Source organism: Nocardioides sp. NPDC058538 (assembly GCF_042719275.1).
GTDB lineage: Bacteria > Actinomycetota > Actinomycetes > Propionibacteriales > Nocardioidaceae > Nocardioides.
The window spans coordinates 24,843-40,403 of record NZ_JBHXNY010000031.1; the positions used below are offsets into that span (position 1 = coordinate 24,843).

Consider the following 15,561-nt stretch of genomic DNA (forward strand, 5'->3'; position numbering starts at 1 on the left):
CGGTCTGGAGATCGACGATGAAGGCTCTGATACCGGAGCCGGCACCGGACCAGGTGCGGGGGTGAGGATCACTGCGGCCGGCGCCTGTCACCGCCGCCCAGACGACGCCAACGCAACCCCAGCAAGCAGAGCAGCAGCGAGCACAGTCCCAGCAAGAACCCAGTAGAGCGCGTCGTACCCGCCCAGCACCGCAGCGAGCGCAGCACCCACAGCAGGAGCAAGCGCACCAGCAACCCCAGCAGGAGCCGAGTAGACACCGTTGAGCGCGGCGTACCTCTCCGGCCCCCACACGTCACTGACGACGGTCGCCGCAATGAGCGTGTAGAGACCGCGGGCCGTCCCGGTGAGGACCGAGGCGACGATCATCACCCAGCCGACCGCGGGCAGCAACGGAAGCAGCGCGACGGAGACGGCGAACCAGAGCACTCCCCCGATCATCCGGGCCCGGACGCCGAAACGCCGCGCCAGGAACGGATAGAACGCGCGTCCCGCGACCTGGCCGGCGCCGCTGAGCCCGAGGGCCCAGGCGGCGGTGGTGGCGCTCAGCCCGTGCTCGACGAGGAACGGAACCAGGTGGACGATCGAGGCGAACACGGCCATCGAGACCAGGGTGCCCGCAAGCGTGAGCAGCACGAACCGACTGCTCCGCAGCACGTCCCGGTCCCGCACAGGTCGACCGTCCTCAGCCGGAGCAGTCGGCTTCCAGGCGAGATCGAGCACGACGATGCTCGGCACGAACGTCAGCACGACGAAGGCGCCGGCCAGGATCACGTACGTCCATCGCCACTCCACCCAGCCCGCCAGCGCATCGGTGAGCGGCGCGAAGATCGTCGAGGCGAATCCGCCGGCGAGGGTGAGGGTCGTGATCGCATCGACCCGCCGCGTACCGAACCAGTGGGTCAGCGCCGCGAAAGCCGGCGGATAGAACGTTCCGGCGGTCGAGAGCCCGACCAGCAGCCAGCCCAGTGCGAAGATCCAGTACGAGGGCGCGGCAGCGACCACGAGCAGCGACGCCGCCCCCAGCAGGCTGGCCCCGGCCATCACCCACCGTGGCCCGAAGCGCTGGATGACCCGCCCGACGGGGATGCCCGCGACGGCGCCGACGAGCGTCCCGGCGGAGAAGGCGGTGGTGATCGCGGCCGCCGACCACCCGGTGGCGTCGACGATCCGCGGCTGCAGGACCGTGAACGCGTAGTAGAGGACGCCGTACGCCGCGGTGACGGTCACGCAGAGCGTGACCAGCACCGCGAGCAGCGGCCGCCCGTCGACCCGCTCTTCCATCGCCAACCTCCAAGCAGCACGTAGGGCGTCACCCTCGCACGCGCCGCCTCAGGGCCGGCGCCGGGCCTCAGCGTTCCAGATGAACCTGCTCGGCGACGCCGCTGAGCTTGGAGGGATTGCGTACGTAGTAGAGGCCGGTGACCATGCCGTCCTCGACGTGCAGGGTGACGACGCCGTCGACCTCCTCGCCGAAGTAGAGCAGCATCCCGGGGGCGCGGTTGACGCTGGTCAGCTCGAACCTGGGGATCCCGTACTTCGTCGCCAGCCCCGCGAAGAACCGCAGCACCTTCTCGGCGCCGTGGATCGGATTGCGGGCTGCCTGCACCACGCCACCGCCGTCGGAGAAGAGCACGACGTCGGGGGCGAGCACGTCCAGCAGGGACTGCAGGTCGCCACCGGTCGCGGCGTCGCGGAACCGCTCCAGGGCGTGGCGTGCCTCGACCGCCGAGACCGACTCGCGCGGGCGCCGCTCGGCGACGTGGTCGCGCGCCCGGTGGGCGATCTGACGCACGGCGGCCGGCGACTTGTCGACCGCTGCCGCGATCTCGCCATAGCCCAGCGCGAAGACCTCACGCAGCACGAAGACCGCCCGCTCGGTCGGCGAGAGCGTCTCCAGCACCAGCAGCACCGCTGTCGAGAGCGAGTCGGCGAGCTCGGCGTCCTCGGCGACGTCCGGCGCGGTCAGCAGCGGCTCAGGCAGCCACGGACCGACGTACGTCTCCTTGCGGCGCGACAGTGTCCGGATGCGGTTGAGCGCGAGCCTGGTCGTGATCCGCACCAGGTAGGCGCGGTGGTCGCGCACCTCCTCCAGCGGCACCTCTGCCCAGCGCAGCCAGGTCTCCTGGAGCACGTCCTCGGCGTCGGCGGCCGAGCCGAGCATCTCGTAGGCCACCGTGAAGAGCAGGTTGCGGTGGGCGACGAAGACCTCCGTCGCGGCATCCTCACTCATGCCCGCGACCCTACCTGCGCCTGCGCCAGCGTGATCGCGCCGTAGAGGCCGGTCAGATCCACCTTCGGGATCCTGAACGTGCTGGGCATCGTCGCCTCCTGTGTCATGTGAGCATCTCGTCGCCATCCAGACACCGGCGACCGCCGGGTTGTGACAGGTCCGGCTCGCTAGGGTGGTCGCGTGAGCGAGCGCCGGCGAGTGAACCAACGAAATGTCACGCGACCGCGTCCGTACTCTGGCGCTTGCGCTACGGAGGTGGTCGCGTGAGCGAGCCAGAGACGACGACGGTGGCTGAGGGCGTTGCCCGGATCGAGTGGGCCGCGGGCGAGGCCGTCGATGTCGTACGCCGCGAGGTGGCCGCCGCGCTGCTCACCCATCATCGGGTGGAGGCGCTGGTCGACCCGGACGACCCGACCGAGCAGCGCACCGCGACCTGGTCGGGGCTGCACCGCGAGGGGCTGCTCCGCGGCGTGGCGGGCGGCAAGGACCGGATGATCTACGCCCGGGTCGCGAGCGATGCCCCGGTGGAGGCACCCGAGGGCTTCCGGGCGCTGCTCAACTCGTTCCTCCCGCGCAAGCGCGCGATCGGGCAGATGCTGGTGCGCGACGCCGAGGAGCGCGTCCTGATGTGCCAGCTGACCTACAAGAAGGACTGGGACCTGCCCGGCGGCATCGTGGAGGTCGGCGAGTCGCCGAAGCTCGCGACGACCCGCGAGATCGAGGAGGAGCTCGCCCTCGTCATCCCCGCCGGAAACCTGCTGCTCACCGACTGGCTGCCGCCGTGGGGCGGCTGGGACGACGCCGTCTGCCTGGTCTTCGACGGCGGCGTCCACCCGTCCTCGATCGTCGAGCGCACCACTCTCCAGCCGCGCGAGATCCGCTCGGTGGCGTTCTGCACACTCGACGAGGTCCGCGAGCGGGCCGCCGACTTCACCGCACGCCGGGTCGAGGCCGCCCTCGCCGCGCTGCGGGGCGGCCCCGGCTACACCGAGTCGGGCCGCCCCTAGCTCTCCATCTCACCGCGACGGCGTCAGCTCCGCGACGACCACCGCCCGCGGACGGAGGTTGACCGGCCCGAGCAGACCGGAGGTCGGCGGGACCTGGTTGGCCTTGCCGCGCTGGTTCAGCAGCGTGTTGGTGACGCGGACCTCGATCGTGTTCGCGCCGGCACGTAGCGCCTCGGTGGCGTCGATGACGTACGGACGCCACAGCGCCCGCGGCAGTACGACCCCGTCGATGGTGACCTGCGCGATGTCGCGCACCTCGCCGAGGTCGAGCAGCATCCGCCGCCCGGCCAGGTCGGCGGCGGTGACGTCGACCGAGGTGCGGTAGGTCGCGCTCCCGGAGAAGCGGGGATCGATGGTCGTCCACGATCCCAGCGGCCTGGTCTGCTCCGACTCGCCCTCGCGCTCGAGCTTCACCGTCCACGGCCCGTCGAGCGCGATCGGCTGCAGCTGGTCGGTCGTCGTGGCCTCGCCACGGTAGGTCCGCTGCCCGTCCTTGCCGGTGAGGGTCGTCGTCCCGGGCTCGTCGACCAGGACGGTCGCCTCGAGCGTCTTCCCGCTCCGGGTCACCGACTCGGCGAGCTGGTCACCGACCAGGTGCGCGCCTGGCTTGCTGCCCTTCTGGAAGACGATCGCGAGCGTCTCGTACGGATCGAGGTGCAGCGGCACGGTGGTCTCCTTGCTTCGGCCCTCGTCGTACGTCGCGGCGACCTCGGTGCTGCCGTCACGCGGGCCCCAGATCTCCGGCACGCCGTCGACCGGAAGGGCCGCCGAGGTGCTGACGGCCTGGTCGCTCTCGTTGTTGACCAGGAACGCGACGTCCCCGTCGCGGCTGGTACGCAGCACCCGCACCGCCGGAGCGGCCGGGCTGAGCTCGGCGGCGGAGACACCGGCGGAAGCCGCGAGCCCACCGAGAGCGTCCGGGTCCGCGACCACGGCGACGTGGCCCTCGCCGTGACGGGTCCAACCCGCCGAGGCGCCACCGAACAGCGAGCGCAGCTCCCGGTCCAGCTCGGCGGTCCGACCGCCGGCCTCGAGCTCGGGCAACGGCCCGACGGCCGCGACGCGGCCGCCGCTGCGTACGAACTTCTTCAGGGTCTTGGCCGTCTCCAGGTCCAGCACCGGCGTCGTCGGCAGCACGAGCATCCGGTAGCTCGCCTTGCCGACCTTCAGCTCGCCGTCGTCGGAGCGCGCCTGGTAGCGAGTGCCCGGATCACCGGACAGCGAACCGTCGCTGACCAGGTCGAAGTCGACCTGGCCGCGCTCGAGCGCGAAGGCAGCCTCGGCGAGGCGGTCGTCGAGCTCGTGCTCCGCGTCCGTCGCCCGGGTCTGCTCCGCGGCCCGCTGTGGCTGGACCACGGCGGTGCGGGCGAGCGAGTCGCCACGGCCGAGCTCCATGACCCGGCCGATCCAGGCGTCGACGTCGCCCATCGCGTCCCAGTAGGTGCTGGCCGGACCGAACGGCGGCGCGAAGTAGACCTGCTTCTCGTCGGTCCACATCGCGTGCAGCGCGGTGAAGTTGGCTCCGCGGGTGGCCAGGGCGCCGATCGTGGCGTGCATGAACTCCGGTGCGACACCCCAGCCGGAGTTGCCGAAGACCTCCACCAGGGCACGGTCCGCGCCGCTCTGGTGGGCCGCCGAGGCGGCGTTGCGCATCAGGGTGGTCTGCTTGCCCGCGGTGTAGTCGGCGGTGATCATGTCGGTGCCGGGGACCTGGGCGTACTGGTTGTTCTTGGCCAGGTCGCCGGTGCTGTGCATCCGCTGCTGCGGACCCTCTTCGTCGAGCAGCGGGTTGGTGATCAGCTGCAGCCGGTGCTCACCCATCCACGTGGCCTGGCGCTGGTAGTAGTTGGTCGCGAACGAGTCGTTGATCGCGCGCCAGTAGGACCCGGCGTACTGCTCACCGGTGCGGCCGAGCTGGTCGGAGGCGGCGGTGAACGCGACGCCCGGGGTCCCGCCCGCGTTCTCGATCATGTCCGCGAGACCGTCGGACCAGGCGAGCCGCTTGAAGGGCCACGGCTCGGCCGAGGAGATGAAGGGCTCGTCGTCCCAGAAGCCCGGAACCACCGAACCCATCGCCCAGCCGAAACGGCGCAGGTACTCGCCCTGCACCACCTCGAGCAGCCGGTCGGTCGCGTCGGGGTCGAGCAGGTTGAGGTAGCCCCGGTGGTAGCCGCTGGTGTCGTCGACCAGGGTCGTGTGGGCGAAGGTGTCCACCTGCCAGCGCCCCGCCGGCACCGTCCAGGAGCCGTCCTCGAGGTTCGGGGTGAGCTCGACCAGGTCGCCACCGTCGGTCGATCCCGTCGGGCGAGCCGCTGCCGCGACCGTGTCCTTCAGCCTGACCAGGGGGCCACCGAAGTCGCCGATCGCCTCGCTGTCGTCGAACATCTGGGACCACAGCGCCGCCCCGGCCGGGTCCGTCACAGTGAGGTCGTTCCACTGCACACGCTGAAGGCCCTCGACCGCGTCCTCGATCCCGACACCGCCGAACTCCGCGCTGACCGCCGGAGCACCCGTGGCATACGTCGCGTCGACCGCCTCGGGCTGGACGGTCTTGTTGATCACCGGCTGGATCCGGTCGCCGGAGACGGTGACGCTGATCGTCTGCTCCCGACGTGGTGAGAAGCCCGGCGTGTTCACACCGGTGGTCAGCCGGGTCCGCGAGCCGCCGTCGAGACGCCAGACGCTCGCCTTGCCCTTCACGTCGACATCGACGAGGTAGCCGCGGCTGCCGTCCTCGGAGGCGCGTACGACGAGCTGCGCGCCGGAGGCGGTCAGCGTGACCTTCCCGGTCGCGGTGTAGTCGCCCCAGGTCGCACCGGAGCTGATCGGGTGCGCGCCCTCGCGGATGGCCGCGTCCACGACGAGCCGTCCGCCCTCGACGCTGAGGCCGCTGGACTCGGCCGGGTCGATCGTCGCCGGGCCCTCGACGACGCGCGTCGAGCGCTGTAGCGCCTTGAGGCGCAGCTCCGGGCTCGGCTCGTAGGTCTTGTCCCCGACCGTGCCGCCGTTGGCGATGATGCCGCCCGCCTTGCCGCTGGGGAAGTTGCTGTCGTTGAACAGCCAGATCCGCATCCCGGTGCGCTGTGCCTCCCGCAGGACGTGCTCGACGATGTCGAACCAGGCCTCGGTGAAGAACGCCGGCTGCATCTTGTCGCCGCCGTAGGGGAAGAGGACCGCCTCGTAGACGCCCTTGTCGCGCATCTCCGCCATCTGCGCGTCGACGACGTCCGGGGTCACGTTGCCCGTCCAGTACCAGTAGAAGGCCGGGCGGCTGTCGCTGGGCGGGTCGGCGAAGGCCGCAGGGTCGAAGCCGCGTGCCTGGGTCGCCTGGGTCGCCACCGCGGGATCGGTGGGTACGGTGCCGAGCGCGAGCGCTGTCGCCAGGGCCGCGGTGCCGGCGAGAAGGCCGGTGAGTCGGATCATGTTCTGCTCCTACCTGGTGATGAACGTGTACGTGCCGGTCCCGACCTCGAACTCGGCGAACCCGGGGACCCTCGAGGCCACCCGGCGGGCGCCGGTCGGGGTGGTGACCCGGACGCCCTCGGCTGCCGGCACCCGGACGGTCGCGGTGGTGTTCGGCGGGATCGTGGCGGTGAGCCGGACCTGCCCGTCCGTCCGGACCCACGAGCTGGAGATCGTGCCCCGGACCGACTCGTAGGAGGACGCAGCCGACTCGACGTCACCGACGAGCGCGGGCTCGATCACGACCTTCTTCCAAGCCACCGAGTCGTCGGCCTGGGTGATGCCGGCGACCCCACCGGTGAACCAGGAGTCGATCGCGCCGAGCATGTAGTGGTTCTGCGACGCGCCGGAGCTGGTCCAGCTCTCCGGCAGCGAGGTCGCGCCGGCGGCGAGGAACTTGCCGTAGCTGACCCCGTCGTCGCGCTGCACCCACTCGTCGAGCAGACCCATCTCGAAGGAGGCCGGCCTGCTCCACTCGCTCGCCCTACCCGCCGCGTCCCACACCCGGACCTGCCACGACGCCTTGTCGCGGGAGCCGAGGCGATCGCCAGCGTAGGACGTCGCCATCGCGGCCGAGCGGACCCGGCCGCTGTCCCAAAGGTCGGGGTCGCCCAACCGGCTGCGAGTCGAGGCGACGCGGACCTGGTAGGCCGTCTGTCGGGCGACGCCGGCGCCGTTGCGCCACTGCAGATCGGGGGTCAGGTCGTCGATGCCGATCGGGTCGCTCACCCCTCCGAGGCTGAGTTTCGCCGGGGCGGCAACCCCGCCGGACGGGTCGCTCGCGACCGCCGCGGACGACATCAGACCGACGCCTGACGCCACCAACGCAAGGGTGACCAGGGCTCTCATCGCACCTCCTGAAACGATTCAACTCCAATGGAGGTTCAGTATGGCGCACGTCACACGTATGACGGGAGGCTCATGACGGACTGGCCGAATGCGGCCAGTCCGTCACTCAGGCCAGGAGAGCGCTCAGTGGCGCTTCCCGCTCTCGACGAGGTCCGGGAGCGGCCCGGCGACCCCACCGGACCGCGGCAGGCGCACCACTCCCTGAGCGACGAGCGCGCCGATCACCAGGAGGGCGCCACCGGCGAGCTCGCCGGGGCTCGGCACCTCCCCGAGCAGCAGCCACGCCGAGCCGATCGCGACCGGCGGCACCAGCAGGATCCACGGCACCACCGACGACGCCGGGTGCCGCGCGAGCAGCGAGTTGAAGATCCCGTAGCCGACGAACGAGGCCAGCACCACCGTGTAGACCGTGGAGACGAGCGCCTCCCAGCCGAAGGCGGCGACCCCCTCGCGGACCCCCTGCGGCCCGTCGAGAACCAGCGAGAGCGCCAGCAGCGGGAGCGGAACGACCAAGGCCGACCAAACCGTCAGCGAGAGCCCGCCGGGCACCTTGGCCGCCCGGGAGATCACGTTGCCGATCGCCCATGACAGCGCGGCGAGCAGGCAGAGCACCAGCGCGACGACGGGCACGTGGCCGCCCCGCCCGAGAGCCACCACGACCAGCCCGACAGCGCCGGCGACGACGCCGATCACCTGCAGGAGGGTCGGCCGCTCGCGCAGCACACCAGCCGCGAGGACGATGGTGAGCACGACCTGCGCCTGCAGCACCAGCCCGGCGAGACCGGGCGGCATCCCGGCGGCCATGCTCGTGTAGAGCAGCCCGAACTGGCCCAGGCTCATGAATATCCCGACCGCCGCCACGACCCGCCACGACGCCTTCGGACGCGGGAGCAGGAACACCGCCGGGAACGCGACCAGGAAGAACCGCACCGCGACCAGGAGCAACGGCGGCACGGACTGTCCCTCGCGCGGCGACAGGCCCCAGTCGATGACGACGAAGTTGAAGCCCCACAGGACGGCGACGAGGACGGCGAGCAGCGAGTCACGGCGGTTCACACCATCAACGATGACCCCAATGACCATGAAGCACCAGCGAATGATTCTTCATCCGATGACGTAGCATTCCTTCATGATTGACCTCGCCTCGCTCGTCGCCCTGCGCACCGTCGACACCCACGGCTCGGTCGTGGCGGCCGCCGACGCCCTGGGCTTCACGCCCAGCGCCGTGTCACAGCAGGTCAAGCGGCTCGAGCGACAGGTCGGCGTACCTCTGCTGGAGCGGATCGGGCGCGGCGTCATGCTCACCCACGCCGGCAGGCACCTGGTCGAGGAGGGGTCGCGGCTGCTCGCCGACATGGAGTCGCTGGAATCCGGGCTGCACGAGCAGGCCACCACCGTGGCCGGCCGACTGCGGCTGACCGCCTTCTCGACCGCGATGCGCGGACTGATCGCGCCGGTCGCGGGCGAGCTCCGCGTCGCCCATCCCGAGCTCGCCCTCACCCTCTCCGAGCGCGAGCCGTGGGACACCGTCGACCTGGTCGCCACCGGTCACAGCGAGATCGGCGTGGTGCACTCCTGGGGTGATGTTCCGCTGTCCATCCCCGACCATCTCGTCACGACCGAGCTCCACCGCGACATCGCCGACGTGATCGCCCATCGCGACCATCCACTGGCTCAGCTGGCCAAGGTGACCCCGCACGACCTCGTCGCCCAGGACTGGATCGCCACTCCGGAGGGCACGATCTGCAGGCAGTGGCTGAACCGGATGTACGCCGGCACCGGCCAGCTGCCGCGGATCGCGCACGTCTCGATGGAGTTCGACAGCCATCTGGCTCTCGCGCGAGCCGGGCTCGGGATCGCGCTCGTCCCCCGCATGGGGCGGGCGGCGCTGGGTGAGGACCTGGTCGCGGTACGCGTCGTCGACCCGGTCCCCACGCGCGAGATCCTCGCGCTGCACCGGCGCACGATGGCCGCCTCACCGGCGGTCACCGCCGTACTGAGCGCCCTAGCGGCTCAGAACAAGGCCGCTCAGAACAGGGCTGAGGCCAGCGACTGACGACCCCTGAGCACCCGCTCGTCGTCATTGCCGACCGCGGCGAAGAGCCCCAGCAGGTGCTCGCGCGCCTTGTTGCGCTCAGAGTCCGACGTACGCCGCACCAGCTCGACCAGCCGGATGAACGAGTCCTCGACGTGGCCGCCGAGCAGGTCCAGGTCGGCGACGAGCGTCTGCGCGTCGACGTCGTCGGGCGCGGCCGCGGCGGCGGCACGGGCGGCGTTGAGGTCGACCCCCTGCGTACGCTGCAGCACCTTGGCCATCGCCAGCCCGGCGGCGGCCTCGGAGTCGGCGGGGTTGGAGGCGATCAGCTTCTCGTACTCGGCCACGGCGGCATCGATGTCGCCGCGCTCCAGGGCGTCCTGTGCCGGGGCGTAGCGCGGATCCATCGCCGGCTCGTCCCCGTCCTCGGTCGCCACGGCACCGCCGAGGGCGTTGGGCTTGTGCCGCCCGCCGATCCCCTGGGTGGTGAGCTGCTGGCCGAGCTGCTGGAAGACCGTACGCAGCTCCTCGGGGTTGAGCGCGCCCGGGATCGGCTGGGTGACCGGACGGCCGTCGAGCAGGATGTAGAGGAGCGGCACCTGAGGAACCTGCAGCGCCTGCGCGATCTGCGGGTTCTTGTCGATGTCGACGAGGCCGACCAGGAAGCGGCCGTCGTACTCCTCCACGACCGTCGACACGTCGCCCGCGTAGGTGACGCTCTCGGGCGCGCGGGAGGCCGAGTAGAAGACCAGAACGACCGGAGCGGTCATCGACGCCTCGAGCACCGACTGGAAGATCTGCTCGTCGACCTCGGCGGTGTAGGAGCCGGCGCTCCGCCCCTGGGCGGGAGCCGCATCGGCCGGACCGCCGAAGGAGGCGTCCTGTGCGGGCGTGGTGCTGGCGAGCCCGGAGAGATCGACGGCTCCGGGACGGGAGAACGGCTGCTGCGTCATGTTCTCAATCCTATGAGCAGGCACCAGCGTGGCGTGCACCCGACGCTGGTTTATCCCACGCTGCCGCGCAGACCGGCGCGCTGGACGACGCGCTGGATGGTCAGGTCTCGCTCGTTCGGCCGGCCGACGAAGTAGATGTTGTTGAGGCCCTGCTCCTGGGCGGCCGACTCGAAGACGAAGTGGCCGTAGTTGAAGATCTGGCCGGTGAACGACTGCTTCACGGTGATGTCGAGGACTCGCGCCAGCGGCATGGTCGCCAGCTCGCTCGAGAGCACACCGTGGACGCGGAAGATGCGCATGTTGGTGACCACGAACCGGTCCCGGCTCACCACCAGCGCCCGCCAGAACGCATGGCCGACCAGCGCGAAGGCGAGCAGCACGATGATCCAGGCGACGTTCATGTCGATCGTCGCCGCGACGATCATCAGCGCCAGCCCGAGGATCGCCTCGCCCACCGGACGGAGATAGGAGACCCAGTGATGGGTGACCTCGTCGACGACGACCTCGCCTTCGTCGCGAAGGAGGTGCTTGGAGATGTCGACACCGAAGAGGTTCACGGAGTCAACGATAGTGACTCCGCCGAACCCATGGCGAGAGAACAGGCCGTACGCCGGGACAACTCTAGTCGTCGAGGAGGGTGTCGGCGGCTGCGTACGGGTCACGTGCGCCTTTGACCACATCCGCCGCCAGGGCGTCCAGGTCGCCGTCCGAGCCCACGCTCGACCATCGCGCGCGCAGGGTCTCGACGGCGATGGCCTCGACCTCGGCCCGGGCCCGGCGCGTACGCCGCAGCTCCAGCGTCCCGCTGGAGCGCAGCCAGTCCCAGTGCTCGTCGAGCGCGCCGACGACCTCGGCCAGACCCTTGCCGGACTGAGCGACGGCGGTCAGGACGGGCGGGGTCCAGGACCCCTCGGTGCGGTCGGTCAGGCGCAGCATCCCGCGCAGGTCGCGCTGGACCTTGGTCGCGCCGTCGCGATCGGCCTTGTTGACGACGTAGAGGTCGCCGATCTCCAGGATCCCGGCCTTCGCCGCCTGGATGCCGTCACCCATGCCGGGCGCGAGCAGCACCACGGTGGTGTCGGCGAGGCCGGCGATCTCGACCTCCGACTGGCCGACACCGACGGTCTCGACCAGCACGACGTCGAACCCGGCGGCGTCCAGCACCCGGATCGCCTGCGGCGCCGACCAGGCCAGCCCGCCGAGGTGACCTCGGGAGGCCATCGAGCGGATGAAGACACCCGGGTCGGTGGCGTGGTCGGTCATCCGGATCCGGTCGCCCAGCAGCGCGCCACCGGAGAACGGCGAGGACGGGTCGACGGCCAGCACCGCCACGGTGCGCCCCGCGGAGCGCAGCTCGCGGACGAGCGCGGAGGTGGTGGTCGACTTCCCCACCCCGGGCGCGCCGGTGAGCCCCACGATCTGGGCGTGGCCGCCGTGAGGCGCGAGCGCGGCCATCACCTCGCGGAGCCGCTCTCCCCCGCCGACCGGGGCGTTCTCGACGTACGACACCAGCCGCGCGACCGCCCGGGGATCACCGCCCCGGGCGCGCGCGACCAGGTCGCTCACATCAGCGATGGCTCAAGCCTTGGGGACACGCACGATCAGGGCGTCGCCCTGACCGCCACCGCCGCACAGCGCGGCGGCACCGGTGCCACCGCCACGGCGCTTGAGCTCGTGGGCGAGGTGGAGCACGACCCGCGTCCCGGACATGCCGACCGGGTGGCCGAGGGCGATCGCGCCGCCGTTGACGTTGACCTTCTCGGGGTCGAGGCCGAGCTTCTTGGTGGACTCGATGCCGACGGCCGCGAACGCCTCGTTGAACTCGACGAGGTCGAGGTCTGCGGCGGTGATGCCCTCCTTCTCGAGGGCCTTGGCGGTGGCGTTGGCCGGCTGCAGCTGCAGCGAGGAGTCGGGGCCGGCGACCATGCCGTGGGCGCCGATCTCGGCCAGCCACTCCAGACCGAGCGACTCGGCCTTCTCCTTCGACATGACCACGACGGCGGCAGCGCCGTCGGAGATCTGCGAGGCGGAGCCGGCGGTGATGGTGCCCTCCTTGGAGAACGCCGGGCGGAGCTTGCCGAGCGACTCGGCGGTGGTGTCGCCGCGTACGCCCTCATCGGCGCTGATCACGATCGGGTCGCCCTTGCGCTGCGGGATGGAGACCGGGACGATCTCGTCGTCGAAGACGCCGTTCTTCTGGGCCGCGGCGGCACGCTGGTGCGAGGTGGCGGCGAAGGCGTCCTGCTCCTCGCGGGTGAGCTTCACACCCTCGGTGTTGATCTGCTCGGTCAGCCCGCCCATCGCCTGCTGGGTGGCCTGGTCGTAGAGCGCGTCGTAGGCCATCGAGTCGACCAGTGTGGTGTCGCCGTACTTGAAGCCCTCGCGCGACTTCGGCAGCAGGTGCGGCGCGTTGGTCATCGACTCCATGCCGCCCGCGACGATGACCTCGGCCTCGCCGGCCCGGATCAGCTGGTCGGCGGTGGCGATGGCGTTGAGGCCGGAGAGGCAGACCTTGTTGATGGTGATCGAGGGCACGTTCATCGGCAGCCCGCCAGCGATGCCCGCGGCGCGCGCCGGGTTCTGGCCGGCACCGGCCTGGATGACCTGGCCCATGATCAGGTAGTCGACCTGATCCGGCGAGACGCCCGCCTTCTCGAGGGCGCCCTTGATGGCGATGCCGCCCAGGTCGGCCGCGGACAGGCCCTTGAACCCGCCGAGCAGGCGGCCGATCGGCGTACGTGCCCCGGCGACGATGACGTTGGACATGGGTCCTCCAAGAATGTTGGGTGGTGCTGATCTGCCTTGAGGTTACTAATTAGTAACCTCAGTGGGAAGAGTGTTGAGCGCAGCCTGGTGTGGCTGTCATCACACATTGTGCCCGTTGAGCCCGACCTCAAGGAGAGTAGGCCCATGACATCCGTGGAAATCCCATCGCACCTGTTCACCCAGATCGACCACGTCGGTCTCGCCGTCGCCGATCTGGACGCGGCGATCGACTTCTACGAGAAGACCTTCGGCATGAAGCTCGCCCACCGTGAGACCAACGAGGAGCAGGGCGTCGAGGAGGCGATGATCGCGATCGGCGACTCCGACAACAAGCTCCAGCTGCTCGCCCCGCTCAACGAGAACAGCACCATCGCGAAGTTCCTCGACCGCAACGGCCCCGGCATGCAGCAGCTCGCCTACCGGGTCACCGACGTGGAGCAGGTCTCGGCGATCCTCAAGGAGCGCGGCGTACGCCTTCTCTACGACGCACCGCGACGCGGCACCGCCGACTCCCGGATCAACTTCATCCACCCCAAGGACGCCGGCGGCGTCCTGGTCGAGCTCGTCGAGCCGGCCGCCAGCACCGCCCACTGATCCCCAGGGTCCACCACGGCACGTGCGCTGTATCGAGCTTGTCGAGATGAACGATCCAAGAGTCATGTGTCACATCAGGCTGGTCATTGCGGTTACTCACCAGTAATGTCCAGCGAACTAGAGTCAACCGCGACCCCTACGACGACGCAGGAGCCGACCATGCAACACATCCTCGACGCGATCCTTGCCGGCGATACGCCCGGCGAGGAGTTTGCGAACCTCGAGATCCCCGACCACTACCGCGCCGCAACCGTCCACAAGGACGAGGTCGACATGTTCGAGGGCGTCGCGACCAAGGAGAAGGACCCGCGCAAGTCCATCCACGTCGAGGATGTCGCCCTGCCCGAGCTCGGTCCGGGCGAGGCCTTCGTCGCGGTGATGGCGTCCGCGATCAACTACAACACCGTGTGGACCTCGATCTTCGAGCCGGTCTCCACCTTCGGGTTCCTGGAGCGCTACGGCAAGGAGTCCGAGCTCGGCGCCCGCCACAACCTCGACTACCACGTCGTCGGCTCCGACCTGTCCGGCGTCGTGCTGGCCGTGGGCGCCGGCGTGACCAAGTGGAAGCCCGGCGACCGCGTGGTGGCCCACTGCCTCTCGGTCGAGCTCGAGGCCCCCGACGGCCACAACGACACGATGATGGACCCCTCCCAGCGCATCTGGGGCTTCGAGACCAACTTCGGTGGCCTGGCCGACGTCGCGATGGTCAAGGCCAACCAGCTGATGCCGAAGCCCGAGCACCTGACCTGGGAGGAGGCCGCCTCCCCCGGCCTGGTCAACTGCACCGCCTACCGCCAGCTCGTCTCCGCCAACGGCGGCAACATGAAGCAGGGCGACAACGTCCTGATCTGGGGCGCCTCCGGCGGCCTCGGCGGCTTCGCGACGCAGTACGCCCTCAACGGCGGCGCCAACCCGGTCTGCGTGGTCTCCAACGAGGAGAAGGCCAAGATCGTGCGCAACATGGGCGCCGAGATGGTGATCAACCGTTCCGAGATGGACTTCAAGTTCTGGAACGAGGACGGCACCCAGCAGAACCCGAAGGAATGGAAGCGGCTGGGCAGCGCGATCCGCGAGCTCACCGGTGGCGAGGACATCGACATCGTCTTCGAGCACCCGGGCCGCGAGACCTTCGGCGCGAGCGTGTTCGTCACCCGCAAGGGCGGCACCATCACCACCTGCGCGTCGACCTCGGGCTACATGCACGAGTACGACAACCGCTACCTGTGGATGAACCTCAAGAAGATCATCTCGAGCCACTTCGCGAACTACCGCGAGTCGTGGGAGGCAAACCGCCTCATCGCCCAGGGCAAGATCCACCCCACGCTGTCGCGGACCTACACCCTCGAAGAGGTCGGCCAGGCCTCTCTCGACGTCCACCACAACAAGCACCAGGGCAAGGTCGGCGTGCTCTGCCTGGCTCCCGAGGAGGGCCTCGGCGTCCTCGACGAGGAGAAGCGCGCGACGCACATCGACAAGATCAACCTGTTCCGCGGAATCTGAGACGTCGAACCCGGGTAAATAGCCCATTTGAGACTGGATTCACGGCCGGTCTCCCCTTGCGCGAGGGGTGACCGGCCGTAGTCTTGCCCTTTGGGAGCAGAGGGCAAGACACAAACCCCCCTAAAGTGTGAGGAATCCGCCACAAATGACGAATGAGGGACTATC

13 protein-coding genes are annotated in these 15,561 nt (G+C 70.1%); 4 read left to right on the forward strand and 9 right to left on the reverse strand.

The window, feature by feature from the left end; all coding sequences use genetic code 11:
* Positions 1-87: 87 nt before the first annotated feature.
* Both ACFWQC_RS22285 and ACFWQC_RS22290 read right to left on the reverse strand, forming a co-directional pair.
* On the reverse strand, positions 88-1,281 hold the full coding sequence (locus tag ACFWQC_RS22285) for an MFS transporter (RefSeq protein ID WP_378683018.1): 1,194 nt from the start codon (positions 1,279-1,281) through the stop codon (positions 88-90).
* A 67-nt stretch (positions 1,282-1,348) separates the two neighbouring features.
* Positions 1,349-2,230 (reverse strand): RNA polymerase sigma-70 factor, encoded by an 882-nt coding sequence (locus ACFWQC_RS22290; RefSeq protein WP_378683021.1) that lies wholly within the window; start codon positions 2,228-2,230, stop codon positions 1,349-1,351.
* 263 nt (positions 2,231-2,493) lie between these two features.
* Between ACFWQC_RS22290 and ACFWQC_RS22295 the strand changes: the two genes are divergently transcribed.
* Positions 2,494-3,237 carry an NUDIX domain-containing protein gene (locus tag ACFWQC_RS22295; protein WP_378683024.1) on the forward strand — a complete coding sequence of 248 codons (744 nt, stop codon included), beginning with the start codon at positions 2,494-2,496 and terminating at the stop codon, positions 3,235-3,237.
* A 9-nt stretch (positions 3,238-3,246) separates the two neighbouring features.
* On the opposite strand, the gene ACFWQC_RS22300 is transcribed toward ACFWQC_RS22295, so the two are convergent.
* The 3 genes from ACFWQC_RS22300 to ACFWQC_RS22310 form a co-directional block, all read right to left on the reverse strand.
* Entirely contained in the window at positions 3,247-6,660 is a 3,414-nt protein-coding gene (locus tag ACFWQC_RS22300) for a glycosyl hydrolase (protein WP_378683026.1), read from the reverse strand.
* Positions 6,661-6,669: 9 nt separating this feature from the next.
* Complete coding sequence (locus ACFWQC_RS22305; protein WP_378683029.1) at positions 6,670-7,548, reverse strand: alpha-L-rhamnosidase C-terminal domain-containing protein; 879 nt, start codon at positions 7,546-7,548, stop codon at positions 6,670-6,672.
* Between the two features lie 123 nt (positions 7,549-7,671).
* A complete protein-coding gene (locus ACFWQC_RS22310) occupies positions 7,672-8,604 on the reverse strand; it encodes an EamA family transporter (protein WP_378683032.1) in 933 nt (310 codons plus the stop codon).
* Positions 8,605-8,677: 73 nt separating this feature from the next.
* Here ACFWQC_RS22310 and ACFWQC_RS22315 point away from each other — a divergent pair, with 73 nt between their 5' ends.
* Positions 8,678-9,604 (forward strand): LysR family transcriptional regulator, encoded by a 927-nt coding sequence (locus ACFWQC_RS22315; protein ID WP_378683035.1) that lies wholly within the window; start codon positions 8,678-8,680, stop codon positions 9,602-9,604.
* Here ACFWQC_RS22315 and ACFWQC_RS22320 read toward each other — a convergent pair.
* From ACFWQC_RS22320 to ACFWQC_RS22335, 4 genes are all read right to left on the reverse strand, one after another.
* The gene (locus ACFWQC_RS22320) at positions 9,577-10,536 is read right to left on the reverse strand and encodes a co-chaperone YbbN (RefSeq protein WP_378683038.1); all 960 of its coding nucleotides are present in this window, start codon (positions 10,534-10,536) and stop codon (positions 9,577-9,579) included. The genes ACFWQC_RS22315 and ACFWQC_RS22320 overlap by 28 nt on opposite strands.
* A gap of 50 nt (positions 10,537-10,586) precedes the next feature.
* A complete protein-coding gene (locus tag ACFWQC_RS22325) occupies positions 10,587-11,093 on the reverse strand; it encodes a PH domain-containing protein (protein ID WP_160027818.1) in 507 nt (168 codons plus the stop codon).
* A gap of 64 nt (positions 11,094-11,157) precedes the next feature.
* Entirely contained in the window at positions 11,158-12,102 is a 945-nt protein-coding gene (gene meaB, locus ACFWQC_RS22330) for a methylmalonyl Co-A mutase-associated GTPase MeaB (protein ID WP_378683042.1), read from the reverse strand.
* A gap of 12 nt (positions 12,103-12,114) precedes the next feature.
* Complete coding sequence (locus ACFWQC_RS22335) at positions 12,115-13,302, reverse strand: acetyl-CoA C-acetyltransferase (RefSeq protein ID WP_378683045.1); 1,188 nt, start codon at positions 13,300-13,302, stop codon at positions 12,115-12,117.
* Positions 13,303-13,446: 144 nt separating this feature from the next.
* On the opposite strand from ACFWQC_RS22335, the gene mce reads away from it, so the two are divergent.
* Positions 13,447-13,896, forward strand: a complete 450-nt coding sequence (gene mce, locus ACFWQC_RS22340; RefSeq protein ID WP_378683048.1) for a methylmalonyl-CoA epimerase — start codon at positions 13,447-13,449, stop codon at positions 13,894-13,896.
* A gap of 159 nt (positions 13,897-14,055) precedes the next feature.
* Complete coding sequence (gene ccrA / locus ACFWQC_RS22345; RefSeq protein WP_378683051.1) at positions 14,056-15,396, forward strand: crotonyl-CoA carboxylase/reductase; 1,341 nt, start codon at positions 14,056-14,058, stop codon at positions 15,394-15,396.
* Positions 15,397-15,561: the final 165 nt, after the last annotated feature.

What these genes read in the sequence shown, in the direction of transcription:
- ACFWQC_RS22335 (WP_378683045.1), bottom strand. Translation starts at nt 13,302, where the DNA reads ATGTCCAACGTCATCGTCGCCGGGGCACGTACGCCGATCGGCCGCCTG.
- ccrA (WP_378683051.1), top strand. Translation starts at nt 14,056, where the DNA reads ATGCAACACATCCTCGACGCGATCCTTGCCGGCGATACGCCCGGCGAG.
- ACFWQC_RS22320 (WP_378683038.1), bottom strand. Translation starts at nt 10,536, where the DNA reads ATGACGCAGCAGCCGTTCTCCCGTCCCGGAGCCGTCGATCTCTCCGGG.
- ACFWQC_RS22315 (WP_378683035.1), top strand. Translation starts at nt 8,678, where the DNA reads ATGATTGACCTCGCCTCGCTCGTCGCCCTGCGCACCGTCGACACCCAC.
- ACFWQC_RS22305 (WP_378683029.1), bottom strand. Translation starts at nt 7,548, where the DNA reads ATGAGAGCCCTGGTCACCCTTGCGTTGGTGGCGTCAGGCGTCGGTCTG.
- mce (WP_378683048.1), top strand. Translation starts at nt 13,447, where the DNA reads ATGACATCCGTGGAAATCCCATCGCACCTGTTCACCCAGATCGACCAC.
- ACFWQC_RS22300 (WP_378683026.1), bottom strand. Translation starts at nt 6,660, where the DNA reads ATGATCCGACTCACCGGCCTTCTCGCCGGCACCGCGGCCCTGGCGACA.
- ACFWQC_RS22285 (WP_378683018.1), bottom strand. Translation starts at nt 1,281, where the DNA reads ATGGAAGAGCGGGTCGACGGGCGGCCGCTGCTCGCGGTGCTGGTCACG.
- ACFWQC_RS22290 (WP_378683021.1), bottom strand. Translation starts at nt 2,230, where the DNA reads ATGAGTGAGGATGCCGCGACGGAGGTCTTCGTCGCCCACCGCAACCTG.